Genomic DNA, 15,077 nt, shown 5'->3' on the forward strand with positions numbered 1-15,077 from the left:
AATCTCAAACAACCAAGACACGATAAATTGCATCTCTACATCAGGGTTTTGGACTGATCTGAACTGTGTTGAACTATAGAGGTGAATTCAAATCATCCGAAAAATGACTTTATTATCAAAGTTTTTGCAGGTTCAGTTCACAATTAAGTCCCCATTTCTCAACTCAACTTAAAGCCAAGTCCTCTGGTGTATTACAGTTAAACAACATTTCTGGTTCTGCTAAGGGCAAAACTTCTACAGAATATTGCCGAAGCCACTGTTGAAATGATCGCTCCCCTTGGTTGATAAACTCTAGGAGTTCTGGCAAACAGCGACGGCGATAAAAACCACACAGAGGTTCCCAACCTTTGGGATGACAAGCTAAAGCTGCGATCGCATTATCCTCCACGCTATCAAGTTTACTTGCCCAATCTTGCAACACCTCAACCCGCAACCTCGGCAAATCGCAAGCTAGCAACAGCACCCAATCTGTCTTGACTTTAGCTAGCCCTTGAGTAAACCCAACTAGAGGCCCGTGGGCTAGAGATTCTCCAGATAAAGGTACTTCCCGAATAAACTGACAACCAGCCAAAAGTAAATCTTGATAGCGTTCTGGCCAGGGAGTTACTACATAAACAGTATCAGCGCAGCTTTGAGCAATCCCACAAACTCGCTGCAACAATGGTACCCCTTGAATGGGAATCAAGGCTTTATCGTGACCCATGCGAGAACTCTTACCTCCAGCTAACACAATCGCGGTTAATTTGCTACATAAGTTAATAGTCATTCGTCAAAAAAATAGAGGGTAAAAAACGAGTCAAACTAAATTAACCCCTGACGCTGAAAGTAGAATAAATTTATCTTCTACTTAAACCCATCATGCCTATCCAAGAACTCGAACAACAACTCCTTCAGCTTTCCCCCAACGATAAACTATACATCATTCAACTCCTTGCCCAAAGCCTGACCACACACAACAACACCCACCCAAATCAACAAGCAAACTCTCAGAGTTTTTCCGTCAATCCCTCCTGGCTGAACTCACCGAAGAACTTGACCTGAGTCGAGATCGCACCCTTCCCCGCGATGCTTTCACCCCATGACTTATCTCCTTGATACCTGTGTGATTTCTGAACTTGTTGCCAAACAACCAAATCAACAAGTTTTAGATTGGCTAGATGCCCAAGTGCCAGAAACACTTTACCTTAGCGTTATCACAATTGGTGAAATTGCTAAAGGCATCATCAAAATTACTGCATCTAAACGGAAAGAATCTCTAACAACTTGGCTCAATGAAACCCTGCCCAATCGCTTTCAACAAAGAATCTTAAATATAGATGTCTCAACAATGTTGTTGTGGGGAAATTTAGTCGCCCAACTAGAACTTTGGGGCGACCTCTACCTCTCATGGATTCTCTTATTGCAGCAATTGCAATTCATAACTCTTTATCACTTGTCACCCGTAACGAAAAAGATTTTTCTGGGACAAGGGTTGTAATGGTTAATCCTTGGTCTGTTTAGGCATCACACTTCACACTATATAGTGTCAAATGAACAACCGCGCAGAAAGTTACGATCAAGACTGAATGACCTGCTGGTAACATTCTAGTTGGGAGAAATAAAACTATTTCACGCCCTCACCTGACTTTTCTGCACTTGCTGCAATAAATGCTCTACACTTTCTGCTGGTGCAAGACACTTCAAACCTTGGCAAACTAACCCAACGCTTCCCTCTGGAAAATCGGATGTGATAGCAAACACAGCCGCCGGTAAATACTTGGGAATTAGAGCGTTGATTTGCTCAGTGGTGCTGCGAATCAAGGTAGAATTACGATACCAATCCAAAGCTGTAAACAAGCTGGGACAAGCTTGGGGAGCGCGATGCATTACACTTCTAAAAGCTTTCAAACCAAGTTCTGCTAAATCCAAATAATCTAGATTATCGGTGAGTAGGGCCAGACGCACAAGGTTTGCGATCGCAACTCCATTGGCTGATGGTGTCGCATTATCTGCGTAACTACGCTCTCTAACAATTAAATATTGACTAGAATCGCTTGATGTGTTATAATAACCACCTAATTCTACACTCCAAAGAAATTCGTTAAATTCATCTTGGATAGCGATCGCATTTTCTAACCATTGCTTCTCCTCGGGGTTGGAAGCTTGTAAATCTAGCAGAGCTTTAACAAACAAAGCATAGTCTTCAGACTGCGCTAAAACGGTTGGTTCTCCTTGATAATTGAGTCTCTGGAAACGCCCATTGACAAACTGATTTTCCAAAATAAAATTCGCTGCTCGTGCTGCTAATTCTAGGTACAAAGGTTGTTGGAAAACCCCAGCAGCCCTAGCCAGCCCAGAAATCATCAAGCTATTCCAGGCGACAATCATTTTCGTATCTGTCACCGAGGGAATGCGACCTGGCCAGTTAGTAGTTTTTGCTTCCTGGTTGTTACGAGCAGCAGGAAAAGTTTCTAGTGACTCAGAATTAACGCCATAACGAGCGGTAAATAGCTTGCTCAGTGACGTTTCTAGCGTTTCACTCAGTTTGCCTGAATTCCTTCTTTGTAAAACATTAAGTCCTTCAAAGTTGCCGTTAGATGTCACCGTAAACTGTTGTTGTAATTGGGTTAATTCTTCAGGCGTTAACAGTTGTTGTAATTCGCTGTAACTCCAGGCGTAGAAAGCTCCTTCTTCTGGTTCTGTAGCCGTGGATTCAGTGAAGCTGTCGGCATCTTGAGCAGCATAGAAGTAACCTTCTGGTGCAGTCATTTCTCGCTTCAGCCATTGTACAGTCCCAGCAACCGCCCTCTCAAAGCCTGGCTCTTGTACTCCTGCACTCCATAAACAAGCCAGATACTCGACAATCTGTCCATTGTCGTAGAGCATCTTTTCAAAGTGAGGTACTGTCCAAGTCGAGTCAACAGTATAGCGATGAAAACCACCAGCTACATGGTCATAAATGCCGCCCAGCGCTAAGTCTAGTCCCCGCTGGGTACAAACTTGCTTGCCATCATCGCGAGATTCAAAATTAAATCGAGTTCCCCGCAGTGCTAATTCTGCATAGGGAATCATCGGAAAACTGTTACCAGATTGACTAGGAGTAATTACGCCTGTACTGGTTTCCCAACCTTGGCGGAGTAATTCATGGTCTTCAAGCTCATCTGTTGTACCATCTTGCAACACCGCAGACGTGAGCAGCGACTCAATAATTAAGGCTTTGCGTTGCTGTAATTCTGCTTTTTCTGTATCGTAATAACGGCGAAGCGCTTGTAACACCTGCAAAAATCCCGGACGACCATAACGCGGGTCTACAGGGAAATAAGTACCAGCGTAAAACGGTACTAAATCTTCTGGAGAAAGAAAAATATTTAAAGGCCAACCCCCTTGGCCGCTCATCATCTGCAAAGCTTGCATATAAATACTATCGAGGTCAGGTCTTTCTTCCCTGTCTACTTTGATCGGAAGATAATTAGTATTCATGTAGTCAGCGATCGCAATATCAGAAAAAGCTTCACCTTCCATGACAGTACACCAGTGGCAACTAGAATAGCCAATGGAAAGAAAAATCGGTTTATTTTGCGCCCTTGCAGTTGCAAGTGCTTCATCACACCAAGGCCACCAATCAATTGGGTTTTCGGCGTGTTTGCGGAGATAGAGGCTCTTAGCTTCAGCAAGGCGATTAGTCATGATCAAACGCAAGTAGTTGCCTTCTTTGCTCAGTCTACCCTGTTCTCAGGAGTGTTAGCCGAGATAGCTAGGTACATTAAGTAAGAAACTCAACGAGCGAATTATACTTTTGTTTTTAATCTTGCCTAAGTAAGTTAGTGTAAAAAATTGCAATTTTGTAGTCAGCGCTAACTACAAGGGAATCATCTATATAATTAAGTTTATGTATGCCGACTTACTTACACCTGTGCAACTTATGAAACATTCTATTGAAAAGATCGCAATAGCAAGCTAACAATATTTGGTGGCATTTCTTGCTGCATAGGTGATGCTGTCTTTGTTTGCATTAAAGTATTTGGGCTAAGTCCTGCTATCAGATGGAGCAAGAAGGTGATGATGGCGGCTTGTATGAGTTTTTCCAGCATGGCACGTCTCTCTCTAAGTGGATAGCATTTCAACTGCGACTGATTATTCTAAATACACCTTGTACTTCCGGTTAACCGAATCTAACAAAAATAACTCAATAAATGCCGAAGGAAATCCTAAAAAAATGTTTAAAATGTTACTGATGGTTAATATAATTCCCTAAGCAAATCGGATTTCGGTTATCGGTCTAGTCAATACATCGCCAAGGTTGTGTACCAAAGTCCAAAATATAAAATTGGCGACAATTGAAGTTTTTTGATTTATTCTTCTCTAAACCGGATATTCTCTTAGACAGCTTTTGTCGCTAAAAAGTGTCCTTAGAAGTTGAATTTATTGCAAAAGCACATTTTGTTCCTTTGTTGAATAAGACAAAATAGCCAAGATTTACTTATATCTAGCTGGGAATAGTAGAGATCAGCCCCAGTTTCGTGCTGTCACCGATAAAATGTATTTAAAGTAGCCACAAACACGCTTCCATGATTCCTATCGTTATTGAACAATCGGGTCGAGGTGAACGCGCCTTTGACATCTACTCACGGCTGTTACGTGAGCGCATCATCTTTTTGGGACAACAAGTTGATAACAATATTGCCAACTTGATTGTTGCCCAACTGCTGTATTTGGATGCTGAAGACCCGGAGAAAGACATTTATATGTACATCAATTCTCCCGGTGGTTCGGTGACGGCTGGTATGGGCATTTTTGACACTATGAAACATATTCGCCCTGATGTCTGTACAATTTGTACCGGATTGGCGGCGAGTATGGGCGCTTTTCTGCTCAGCGCGGGTACTAAGGGTAAGCGGATGAGTCTACCTCATTCTCGGATTATGATTCATCAACCTTTAGGTGGCGCTCAAGGACAGGCGACTGATATTGAAATTCAGGCGCGGGAAATTCTCTACCATAAGCGGCGGCTAAACGACTATTTAGCCGAACATACAGGTCAACCAATTGAGCGGATTGCTGAAGATACTGAGCGTGACTTTTTCATGTCGCCAGAGGAAGCCAGGGAATACGGTTTGATTGACCAAGTGATTGACCGTCACTCCGCTGGTAGTCGCCCAGCAGTTGCTGTTCTTAATTAATAGTCACGATTAATAAATGGTGATTTACCACTTTTAATTTTCTTAAACCCTAAAAATAACCCCTTTTCATAACTGAAGAGGGGTTATTTGAATTAAAAACTTGATTTAGGAGTTGAAAACTCGATTTTAAAGGGTCAAGATCCTATCGGGACTTAAACAAAACTGAAAGGTTAAAAAAGCAATTAAATTAATAGACTTGACCTTAACTCGTGGTTATCAACCAGGAATAGTCATTGTAGATGCTGGATATGGCAATAACACATCCTTTTTATTAGAGTTAGAGAAGGGGCAATTAAAATATTTAGGGGGATTAGCTAAAAATCGCAAAGTAACAGTCAATGATAAAGAAGGATGGTTAGGGCTAAAAGAATATCAAGTCCGAGATAAAAGAAGCCTAACTCGATACTTTATCTTAGTTTTTTGTGCTTATACTTTTATTCTTTGGCATCAGATGACTGGCGGGTTAAGACAAAGGTGGGCAAATAAAACTTTGAACACTTTTACTGAAGCTAATAACGCCTTTAAAACAGCTATGTCTTTCCGATTTTTTGATTGGTTGACTCTTAATCGTCACCTGTTTGCTTCTTAATAAAGCTAGTTTGGGCTATATTTGGGCTTGATTTTTGTTTAAGTCTCGCTAAGAACTTGTCATTCACTTGCTCAAAAGAACTTGTGGGTCTCCCGTAAACCAAGTGGTGTCAATGGTTAGCCGACAAATGCGCCAATCTTTTCCGTCACGAATTAGATCGACATCGTAACGGTTTTTCATCAGGCAATGCCGTGAGTGGTCGTCTGGTGGCAGGTGCGTGGCTTCGACTAACGCCAGCATTTTGGCGGTATCTCCTTCAACACGAATGCGTGGGTTAGTCACCACGTGGGTCGTGGTATGCGGTCCCGCAACGCTGATAATGTGTTGGACGATGTTTTCGCCGCCGATGAGAAGCGGAGGAAGCTCGAGACCCAGCTTACGCGCGACGGCACTGAAATCCACGACGGCATTCTCAGAAAAGGCAGAAGCGAATAGGGCTGCGTCGTTGAGGTCAATGCCGGTACCGTAACGATAAAGTGCATCGGCAATCCCTAGATAGTCTTGTACCGAGTCGGGAATAGTAGTCACAGCAAGATTTGGATCTGCTCCGGTAGTTAGATTTGTTTCTAGTGTGTTTATATTCTTTTCTGCAAATTGTTCATTCATAATATATTGTCTTTCTTTTATTTACCTTTTTCGAGATTGTCAGCGACGAAAAATTCATTCCCAAATGCTAATTTAATAGCTTGTTCAGAAGAATGGAAAATGGTCTAACCTGCCTTCAGACAGAATGCGTTTTACATCTAATGCAAATGCGTAAGTCCTAATTACAAATGACGAATGACTAATTACTAACTAAAATCCCGCTATTGGGTCTGGCTGGGATTGTAAGTATTTGAGAAATCCGTGTAATTCTTCTTCAGTCAGCAAAGTCCGCCCGCGCTTACCGTAGGTTTCAATCAGATGCTCCCGTCCCTGTTCTGGTGTCCAGCCTAAACGCTGAAGTTCGACATCAGTTTTTGCAATTACATCTGATAAGTCGACTGGTTCAGCTTTTTTCTTTCTCTTTCCTGTCACTGACGGGGTAGCGACATTTTCTTGAGGGCTGTAACTCCGAGGTGTAAATGGTGTGACATTGTTGGTAGAAATTGCCGGAAAGGTTTGATTTTCTGGCTGGTGATCAAAATTTATTTCCAAGTTCTCAACTGGAGGATCGAATTCTAGCTCCCGGTTGGCAGTCATCGGAAAGTTTTGACCTAAATCTTGGCTATAGGTATCACTTGCTAGGGGCGCAGCATTTCTGTACTCGTATTGTTCGTTATTGCTTGTTACTACTTCTGGTTTGATATTCCGTTCTTTGGAAGGCGGTATAGATATTTCTTTGTCGCTGACTGCTGACCACTGACTACTAACAAAATCCTCTTCTTTTGCAGAGGAATAAGCAGCAGGCTCACTCAATCCATCTTTAGTATCCAAGTCAGGATTTAGCTGTGCTGGGGAAACTGGATTTGAGGTCAACATCACTGATTCTGGTGGCGCGTTTGTAATACCCAAAACTATCAGTGCCCTAGTTCTGGCTTGGTCTTCTGCTGCTTCTACTGTTTCTGCTGCTGCCATACCCGTAGCACGGGTTACGCCTTCAATTTGCACGCTTGCCCGAACAATATATTTTCCTTGAAAAATTTGCACTAATTCAGAAATCAAACTGCCTTTGGGATACAAGCTCTGGAATTGAGCCAACATAATACTGCTACCAATCTAAATATTTTTAATAATGGGGTTGATACTGCCTGTATGTTCAAGCGAGATCAGCTACCCTTACTTTAATTTACATCTACTCCATACCCAGGATGCCTGCCAATATTGCATTTATTCATTTTTATTGTTTACTGTGTGTCATCAGTTTCTTGGCAGGCGATGAGTAGGTATAATTCTCTGCTCTAAGCCGTCAAGGTGATATTCTTGCTTTGCCTGGTGTCCCAATTGTAGCAGTAGCTCTTTTTTGACGAAATTTTTGGTCAGTGCTAATTTAATCTGGGTAGTCTTGCTTGCAATGCTATACTGATTACCCAAGTCTATATCTAGAACTATTTTCTGGAAGTGCCCTCTAAATCTACAATAGTGGAGATAAGGTTCGCTCTCACTGCTTATTAAGCTGCTTACCTAATTGTTACCGATTCTACATGTGGGAAAATTGGGTTCACCAGCAGTTCCTTTTAGTTAAAAATCAGAGTCTAATGGCGTAAAATTACTTTCTCTCTAGACAATCAAACACCTGTAGTTTCCACGCCACTTGACGGCAGTTGCTCCACTTGGGGAGACCCCAAAACTGTAGTGGCTCCCCTGCATAGCGCTTTTGGGCAGTATGGATTCTCTAAACCCAGCTTCTCAAAAACCCGTCGCGTAATGAACTAGCGGGGCTAAATTTTAATCAGGCGTGCAATCTTAAGTTTGGTTAGGTGAAGGGACTTGAACGCAGGCGAATTCTGAGAGCACCGTGCAGTGAGAAGTTCGTAAATGCCCAGAGTTGTCTGTGGGTCGGCTTCTTTGCAAAGGAACTGCGGGAGTAGTTTCCCGCTCTTACTGGGTCGGGCTTCCTTTCTTTAGAACTTAGGGAGCTTGCTTCAGGGCAATTAGTTTCCAGCTTATTTTTGTAAGCCGTGAGGGTATACAGAAATGAACCAGATTAAACAACAAATGATGTTTTGACCAAAGGTCGGTTCACTGCATGGAATTTTCAATCGCTACACTCCTTGCCAATTTCACCGATGATAAATTGGTAGCTCGGAAGGTTTTAGAAAAGAAACTTGGCTGTGAAGATGAAAAAAGTTTACAAAAACTTCACATTGCCTTAGATGTTCTTGAAAAAATCGGTATTTTAGTAAAAGAACGGGGTAAGTACCGCCGTGTTTTAGAAGAGGGAATAATCGAGGCAAAACTCCGTTGTTCTAGTAAAGGCTTTTGCTTTGCTATTCAAGATGTGGAAGGTGCTGAGGATATTTACATCCGCGAAAGTCATTTGAGTAATGCTTGGAATGGCGATCGCGTTTTGGTGAGAGTTCTTAAAGAAGGCAGTCGCCGTCGCTCTCCAGAAGGTGAGGTGAAGCTGATTCTCGAACGTTCTAACCACACTTTACTAGCACGAATCAAGCAAGTAGAAACTGGTTTTCGGGCTGTGCCTTTAGATGATCGATTGCTGTTTGAACTCAAAATTCAACCGAACGGAGCAAAGTTAGAACAAGCGATCGATCATCTGGTTCATGTGGAAGTTTTGCGTTACCCGTTGGCACAATATCCTCCCCTTGGTCGAGTGGTGCAAATCCTCGGTAGCGATGCCGAAGCCGCAGCTGATATAGATTTAGTTACGTGCAAACACGACCTTTCCCGGACTTTTCCAGATAATGTTTTAGAAGCAGCCGCCAAGTTACCCAAAAAGCTGCTAAAAGCAGACCTGAAAAATCGGCTGGATTTACGTAATTTGTATACTCTCACGATTGAAGGGGTAAATAGTGATACCAAAGTTATAGAAAACGCTTTTAGTTTAGAAAAAAACTTAGCCGGAAATTGGCTTTTGGGCGTTCATATCACTGATGTTTCTCACTATGTCCAACCTGACGAAGCCCTAGATAGAGAAGCACTCAAACGGGGCAAATCAGTCTATCTAGGAGAATTGGTATTGCCAATCTTGCCGCCAACTGTGGTAGAACGCTGTTCTTTAATACCTGGGAGCGATCGCTTAACCATCTCTTTTTTAATTACCATCGATCCCCAATCGGGAGAAGTGCTGGAATGGGAAATTCAACCCAGTGTAATTAATGTCGAGACTGCACTGAGTACTGAACTTGCCCAAGCAATTCTCACAGGTGAAGCTCAAGATAAATCATCACAGGTTTCCCAAATCCTGCAAGACCTGCAAGCCTTGCAAACTGCTGTAAAACAAGTGCGATTGACTCGTGGTAGCCTCCAGTTAAATCTGCCGCCTAGCCAAAACGCCTATTATGATGAGGGGATTCTTGGCGCTGTGGTGGTGAATGATTTACCAGTGCGATCGCTACTCACGGAGTTGGTACTGTTAGTTAACCAACTGTTTGCAACTCACTTAAATGCCCTTGGTGTTCCTGCTATTTGGCGAGTTCAAGGTACTCCTGATGTTGAAGATGTCCAGGAAATGCTGAAATTGGCAGTCAATTTAGGCGTTGACCTCACATTAGATCCAGAAGTTGATATCCAACCCTTAGATTACCAACATTTGACTACAGCTTTTGCTGAATCTCCCTCTGAGCAAGTTCTTACTTACTTATTACAAGATACACTTAAACCGTCTGCATACAGTACCACCAAGGGATCTCACTTTGGTCTGGCATTACCGCAATATGTCCACTTTAGCGCTCCCTTGCGGCGTTTCCCAGATTTGCTGATGCAGAGAGTGTATTACACGCTACTCGAAAATGGACGCGATCGCCGCAATACCCGCGTGAGAGAGCGGGTTAACCTGCGCCACTCCTCTAGCCACGAGGAAATTAACTGGAACGTTTTACCCCCGGAATTGCAACAAGAACTCCAAAGCGATTTGACTAGGGTAATTGTCCAAATCAACGACCGAGAAAAAGAAGTCCAAGAAGCCGAAGCCGATTTAGCCGGACTGCAAAAAGCCCAACTGATGAAGCAACGCATCGGTCAGGTATTTCAAGGCGTAATTACCGGGGTTCAATCCTACGGTTTCTTTGTAGAAATTGAAGTGCCCGCGGCTGAGGTGGAGTCCAGCAGTAATCCTGGTGTGCCTTTGCGGGTAGAGGGATTAGTACACGTCAGTTCTCTCAAAGATGATTGGTATGAATATCGCGCCAGACAACAGGCACTGTTTGGGCGCAAAAATCGCGCTTCTTATAGACTAGGCGATCGCGTCGCCGTCCAAGTTAAAAGTGTCGATTACTACCGTCAGCAAATTGATTTGGTAACAGTTGGCAGCGATGGCATCGCTAAAGGTTTAACTAGCAATGATTCCCGTGACGATCTTTCAGACCTCTACTTACCAAATGACATGGAGCCTGATGACCTAGACCCTTACTCTGAGGATGAGTAAAATCCACTAAAATTTACGTGTCAAATCACACTAAACCTTTAATTATAGGCGTATCGGGCGCATCTGGTCTGATTTACGCTGTTCGCGCGATCAAATTTTTGCTAGAAGCAGAGTATAGTATTGAATTGGTTGCCTCTAAATCAACTTACATGGTTTGGCAGTCAGAACAGGAAATTCGGATGCCACCAGAACCAACTGGGCAAGAACAATTCTGGCGAGAGCAAGCTGGTGTTGCACTTTTGGGAAAACTCCGGTGTCATCCTTGGAGCGATGTCGGAGCCGGAATTGCCAGCGGTTCCTTTGTAACTCTGGGGATGATGATTATTCCATGCAGCATGAGTACAGTAGCAAAGCTAGCAGTTGGCTTGAGTTCCGATTTACTAGAACGGGCAGCGGATGTCCAACTAAAAGAAGGGCGAAAGCTGGTTATTGTCCCGCGTGAAACGCCTTTTAGCCTCATCCACCTGCGTAACTTAACCTCTTTAGCAGAAGTTGGAGTTAGAGTTGTCCCTGCTATTCCCGCCTGGTATCACAATCCCCAAACCATCGAGGATTTAGTTGATTTTGTAGTTGCCCGTGCTTTAGATCAACTAGATATTGACTGCATCCCAATTCAGCGGTGGCAAGGTCGTCGCTAATGCCCTGAGTGGATTTATTGTAAATTTCACAATAGTCCTAAAAAGGTAATGATAGAGATGGCTGATAGTGTCAGTAGTCAGTGAAGAGTAATCAAAGGTAGGAGGCAGGAGTAAATCACGTTTAAAAGCAAAGGTGGGATTGAAGCAATATCGTAGGTGGGGCGGCTCGTCTAGGTGCTTTGTATCGCACTTTGTGCCGCTACGCTAACGCGCTATGTATTGTCTCTACCAATATTTTCTTTTTAAACTAGGTAATGATCCAGAACTGTGCTTCCTAAGTTTGTCATTGGCGCAGCCTCTTGTAAAAAAGGAAAGTAATCAATTATAATTCTTTCCTCCTGCTCCTGCCTTCTCTCATAACTGACAACTGACCACTGATAATTGACAACTGACAAAATTGCTATGGCTGTAATTCGCTTAATTCTATTGGTGGCAGTACTGGGAGGACTAACGCTGTTATTAGTCCAAAATTTCTCACCTGCCCTACCGCTAGTATTTTTGGGCGTGCGAACTCAACCATTACCACTAGCGATATGGATTTTGTTCAGTACTGCCACTGGTGCTTTCACATCGATATTGATTGCCACCTTTTTTAATTTATCCAATTATTTTGTAGCAGGACAACGCCAAACTCCTAACAGAGCAACCACCCCTTCAAGTCGTGCCAAAGCAACCCAAAGAGAAGAATTTACATCTCGCCCCGCCAGTTCTCCACCACCAGCTAGTAAAAATGAAGAGTTTAGCAGTGAGGGATTTGATGACTGGGAGACAAATAGCAATAGAGATGATGATTGGAACTTTGATAAAAAGTCAGAGTCAGCGTCTACTCCTAACCCTGAAGCTCAACAGCCTAGAGATTCAACAACTTACGAACGTCAATCAGAAGCCAAAAGCAGTTCTCGGTCTGGTTCAGTTTACTCCTACAGCTACCGCGAGCCAAAAAATACGGCTGCGGGAAAAACTGAATCAATTTACGATGCTGATTACCGAGTAATTATTCCCCCTTACCAGCCGCCAACTAGCAATCAAGCGGATGATGATGATTGGGATTTTTTTGAGGATGATGATGATTTTGAAGATGATGGTAAACGCCCCCGTCGATGAGATGTAGCAGGCTACATCTCTATTTAATGCCACACCGCTCTCTAGACTCTTGCTTGACCTTACCAGTCATGGCAGCTTCCTGCAAAGTCATGAAAGCATTGAAATCTTCCAAGTCATATCGGGTAGTCAACAGTTGTCGTAGTTGATCTTCAGCTTCAACTGTTAAATAGCCAGTTGCTAAAGCTCTTTCTACAACGTCACGAATTCGAGTCATGGTTGACACCTCATTCATTCTATATTTATTCATTTAGGCTTATCGGGGTGAAATATGCAGTAGTCTTTGTGTCGAAACTTCAATTTCTTTGCAAGCTTTTTTTGGGCGATCGCGGTAAATCAGTCATTATTTACACCTTTATTAGGAACATTTAATTGAGCGAGTCTTGTTATAACTGAACTTTTAGAATAACGATCATGTGCTGTTAGAAACACAGTATTATGTATACTTAAAATTACTCACCGGAGTAAAAACCCTGATTATTTGGATAGACAGATATTGTTTGGATAAAGTTTCAAACAAGCTAAGTTAATTTTTTAGTTAAGTATAGTGATTATTACCCAGCTATTACCAAGTTACTTCCGGAAAATTACTACATTCCTGAGAAATTCATCCTTTATTACTTATGATAATTTCACAGAAGAATCGTTAATCTATTGCTTAAGTTACTTTAAATACATTAAAAGCAGTGATTATGGCATTTCATAACTCTTAAAAAGAAGATGAATTTGCAGATTTTAAAAATAATTGCTAGTTAGAAAAGTTATAAGTAAATTTGATAAATACAAAGGTAAAAGCCTTGAAATCCGTTGAAAAGAAATTTTTCAGAGGTTTACTTTGTAGTTGTCTTCCTGCGGAAATTGCTAATATCGGCATCAAAGTCGTAGTAGTAATATTGTTAGAGTTTATCTTTCTAATGGATTATATAAATACATAGAATAAATGCTGAGTAACCAAACCAGATACTCAATGAATGTTAAAAACTGGAGTCGCCCCGTCAGGCGTTAGCGTACCCCTGATTCTCTAGGAAAGCCTACTATATTCATTCCCTACGTGAGCGCGAACAAAGAAGCAAGAGCGAGTGGGAAAAGCTATGTTGCTCTGGAAGTATCAGGACAGAGAGTAGGGAGTAGGGTAATTCAATTAATTGAAAAGGTTGTAAGAGCGAAATTGCCAGAGAACCCCCTAAAAAGAAAAAACCCGCCGTAGCGGGTTGCACAACAAAACTATGAACAATGAAAACTTGATTTAGCTGGAATACCTCATTTCAGCTTCCAGTTGACGAATTAGCTGTTCGTCGCCTTTTGCTCTAGCTATTTCCAAGCGATGCTCTAGGCTTCTTTGAATATTGGCTCTGTGAGCTTCTCGTGATTTGCTTATGCTTTGTAGTCTATTTTGATTCATAGTGATTACCTGGTTTAATCTTTCCCTTTATGTCTTGTATTCTTAACATAGCATATATTTTGTAGCTGTTGCTACAGAAAATATCCTTTTTATATATTTTTACCAAAATATGTCTAATAACCAGATAGATCGACAACCACTCGTGACCTTACTGAGCGATTTCGGCGATCGCGATGTTTATGTAGGCATAATGAAGGGAGTCATAGCCCAAATCAACCCCAGATTGACGGTGGTAGACTTAACGCACCAAATTCCGCCGCAAGACATCGCCGCAGCCAGGTTTAGCCTGATGAATGCTTATACCCATTTCCCGATTGGGACAGTGCATCTGGCTGTAGTAGATCCGGGTGTGGGAAGCAAGCGACGGGCGATCGCAGTAGAATTTGCTCAAGGGTTTCTGGTCGGGCCAGATAATGGTATCTTTAGCGGGGTACTCAGTCAAAGTCCGGCGATCGCAGCCGTCGAACTTACAAATCTTAATTATTGGCGAACTCCTGAACCAAGCAAGACTTTTCACGGTAGGGATATCTTTGCACCAGTGGCGGCTAATCTTGCTAGTGGTGTCCCCCTCAAACAGCTAGGACAAGAAATCGATCCTGTAAGTTTGGTAAAGCTGGATATAGGTAACTGCAAGCAGACAACCATTGGTGTAATGGGTTGCATTCAATATATTGACCACTTTGGCAACCTAGTGAGTAACATTCCAGCGAGTTACGTGCAAGGCAAAAGTTGGTATGTGCAAGTTGCTGGATTGAGTGTACCAAGCTGTGAAACTTACAGTGAGGTGAAAGTGGGAGAGATAATAGCTTTAGTTGGCAGTCACGGCTGGGTAGAAATTGCCATTAATTGCGGACATGCTGGCTCACAATTACAGATTAATTTACAAGATCTGCTAGAAATCTTGTTTGTTTAAGAAAATCAGACAAGTGAATATTGCTAAAGTTAAGACAGTGAAAAATCACCAGGCTGCAAAGTGCCTGTCGCTGATTTGTCAGAAAGGCAAAGAAAGGGGAAAATCTATAGATATAAAACGCAGGGTGGGCACTGCACACCACCTGAAAATAATCATTTTAACTTACCGTAGGCAGTGTGAATCTGACAAAATTTCCAGAAAGCAACTGCTAAAAGACGTAAGTTTAGGAATGGTGACATTAAGTTCGCCTTA

General features: G+C 42.4%; 14 protein-coding genes and 2 pseudogenes. 9 read left to right on the top strand and 7 right to left on the bottom strand.

The window, feature by feature from the left end; translation table 11 throughout:
• Positions 1-163: 163 nt before the first annotated feature.
• Positions 164-766: a molybdenum cofactor guanylyltransferase gene (locus V7K56_RS21175; protein ID WP_334913269.1), complete on the bottom strand. Its 603-nt coding sequence runs from the start codon at positions 764-766 to the stop codon at positions 164-166.
• A 92-nt stretch (positions 767-858) separates the two neighbouring features.
• Here V7K56_RS21175 and V7K56_RS21180 point away from each other — a divergent pair, with 92 nt between their 5' ends.
• Positions 859-1,041 (top strand): hypothetical protein, encoded by a 183-nt coding sequence (locus tag V7K56_RS21180; protein ID WP_334913271.1) that lies wholly within the window; start codon positions 859-861, stop codon positions 1,039-1,041.
• A 37-nt stretch (positions 1,042-1,078) separates the two neighbouring features.
• Positions 1,079-1,477 (top strand): PIN domain-containing protein, encoded by a 399-nt coding sequence (locus tag V7K56_RS21185; protein WP_334913273.1) that lies wholly within the window; start codon positions 1,079-1,081, stop codon positions 1,475-1,477.
• A gap of 131 nt (positions 1,478-1,608) precedes the next feature.
• On the opposite strand, the gene V7K56_RS21190 is transcribed toward V7K56_RS21185, so the two are convergent.
• Positions 1,609-3,666, bottom strand: a complete 2,058-nt coding sequence (locus tag V7K56_RS21190) for a thioredoxin domain-containing protein (RefSeq protein ID WP_334913275.1) — start codon at positions 3,664-3,666, stop codon at positions 1,609-1,611.
• A 245-nt stretch (positions 3,667-3,911) separates the two neighbouring features.
• Positions 3,912-4,070, bottom strand: coding sequence for a hypothetical protein (locus V7K56_RS21195; RefSeq protein ID WP_334913277.1), 159 nt, complete (start codon positions 4,068-4,070; stop codon positions 3,912-3,914).
• Positions 4,071-4,547: 477 nt separating this feature from the next.
• Here V7K56_RS21195 and clpP point away from each other — a divergent pair, with 477 nt between their 5' ends.
• Together clpP and V7K56_RS21205 are read left to right on the top strand one after the other, a co-directional pair.
• Positions 4,548-5,159: an ATP-dependent Clp endopeptidase proteolytic subunit ClpP gene (gene clpP, locus V7K56_RS21200; protein ID WP_322729505.1), complete on the top strand. Its 612-nt coding sequence runs from the start codon at positions 4,548-4,550 to the stop codon at positions 5,157-5,159.
• A gap of 166 nt (positions 5,160-5,325) precedes the next feature.
• Positions 5,326-5,779, top strand: a pseudogene (locus V7K56_RS21205) (IS701 family transposase); the annotation flags it as partial.
• A 32-nt stretch (positions 5,780-5,811) separates the two neighbouring features.
• Here V7K56_RS21205 and V7K56_RS21210 read toward each other — a convergent pair.
• Together V7K56_RS21210 and V7K56_RS21215 are read right to left on the bottom strand one after the other, a co-directional pair.
• Positions 5,812-6,354, bottom strand: coding sequence for a nuclear transport factor 2 family protein (locus V7K56_RS21210; RefSeq protein ID WP_334913280.1), 543 nt, complete (start codon positions 6,352-6,354; stop codon positions 5,812-5,814).
• 189 nt (positions 6,355-6,543) lie between these two features.
• Positions 6,544-7,431 carry a hypothetical protein gene (locus V7K56_RS21215; protein ID WP_334913282.1) on the bottom strand — a complete coding sequence of 296 codons (888 nt, stop codon included), beginning with the start codon at positions 7,429-7,431 and terminating at the stop codon, positions 6,544-6,546.
• 985 nt (positions 7,432-8,416) lie between these two features.
• Here V7K56_RS21215 and V7K56_RS21220 point away from each other — a divergent pair.
• From V7K56_RS21220 to V7K56_RS21230, 3 genes are all read left to right on the top strand, one after another.
• Positions 8,417-10,771, top strand: coding sequence for a ribonuclease R family protein (locus tag V7K56_RS21220; protein ID WP_334913284.1), 2,355 nt, complete (start codon positions 8,417-8,419; stop codon positions 10,769-10,771).
• A 17-nt stretch (positions 10,772-10,788) separates the two neighbouring features.
• Positions 10,789-11,409 (top strand): flavin prenyltransferase UbiX, encoded by a 621-nt coding sequence (locus V7K56_RS21225; protein WP_334913286.1) that lies wholly within the window; start codon positions 10,789-10,791, stop codon positions 11,407-11,409.
• A 402-nt stretch (positions 11,410-11,811) separates the two neighbouring features.
• Positions 11,812-12,513, top strand: coding sequence for a LapA family protein (locus tag V7K56_RS21230; protein ID WP_334913288.1), 702 nt, complete (start codon positions 11,812-11,814; stop codon positions 12,511-12,513).
• Positions 12,514-12,532: 19 nt separating this feature from the next.
• Here the strand turns inward: V7K56_RS21230 and V7K56_RS21235 are convergent, their stop codons facing one another.
• The gene (locus V7K56_RS21235) at positions 12,533-12,727 is read right to left on the bottom strand and encodes a hypothetical protein (protein WP_289797223.1); all 195 of its coding nucleotides are present in this window, start codon (positions 12,725-12,727) and stop codon (positions 12,533-12,535) included.
• Between the two features lie 550 nt (positions 12,728-13,277).
• Between V7K56_RS21235 and V7K56_RS21240 the strand changes: the two are divergent.
• Positions 13,278-13,447: pseudogene (locus tag V7K56_RS21240) on the top strand (NB-ARC domain-containing protein); the annotation flags it as partial.
• A gap of 309 nt (positions 13,448-13,756) precedes the next feature.
• On the opposite strand, the gene pirA reads toward V7K56_RS21240, so the two are convergent.
• The gene (gene pirA, locus V7K56_RS21245; protein WP_199784718.1) at positions 13,757-13,912 is read right to left on the bottom strand and encodes an arginine synthesis PII-interacting regulator PirA; all 156 of its coding nucleotides are present in this window, start codon (positions 13,910-13,912) and stop codon (positions 13,757-13,759) included.
• Between the two features lie 109 nt (positions 13,913-14,021).
• Between pirA and V7K56_RS21250 the strand changes: the two genes are divergently transcribed.
• Positions 14,022-14,825: an SAM hydrolase/SAM-dependent halogenase family protein gene (locus tag V7K56_RS21250; RefSeq protein ID WP_334913291.1), complete on the top strand. Its 804-nt coding sequence runs from the start codon at positions 14,022-14,024 to the stop codon at positions 14,823-14,825.
• Positions 14,826-15,077 lie beyond the last annotated feature (252 nt).

This window comes from Nostoc sp., from assembly GCF_036917535.1.
Lineage (GTDB): Bacteria > Cyanobacteriota > Cyanobacteriia > Cyanobacteriales > Nostocaceae > Nostoc.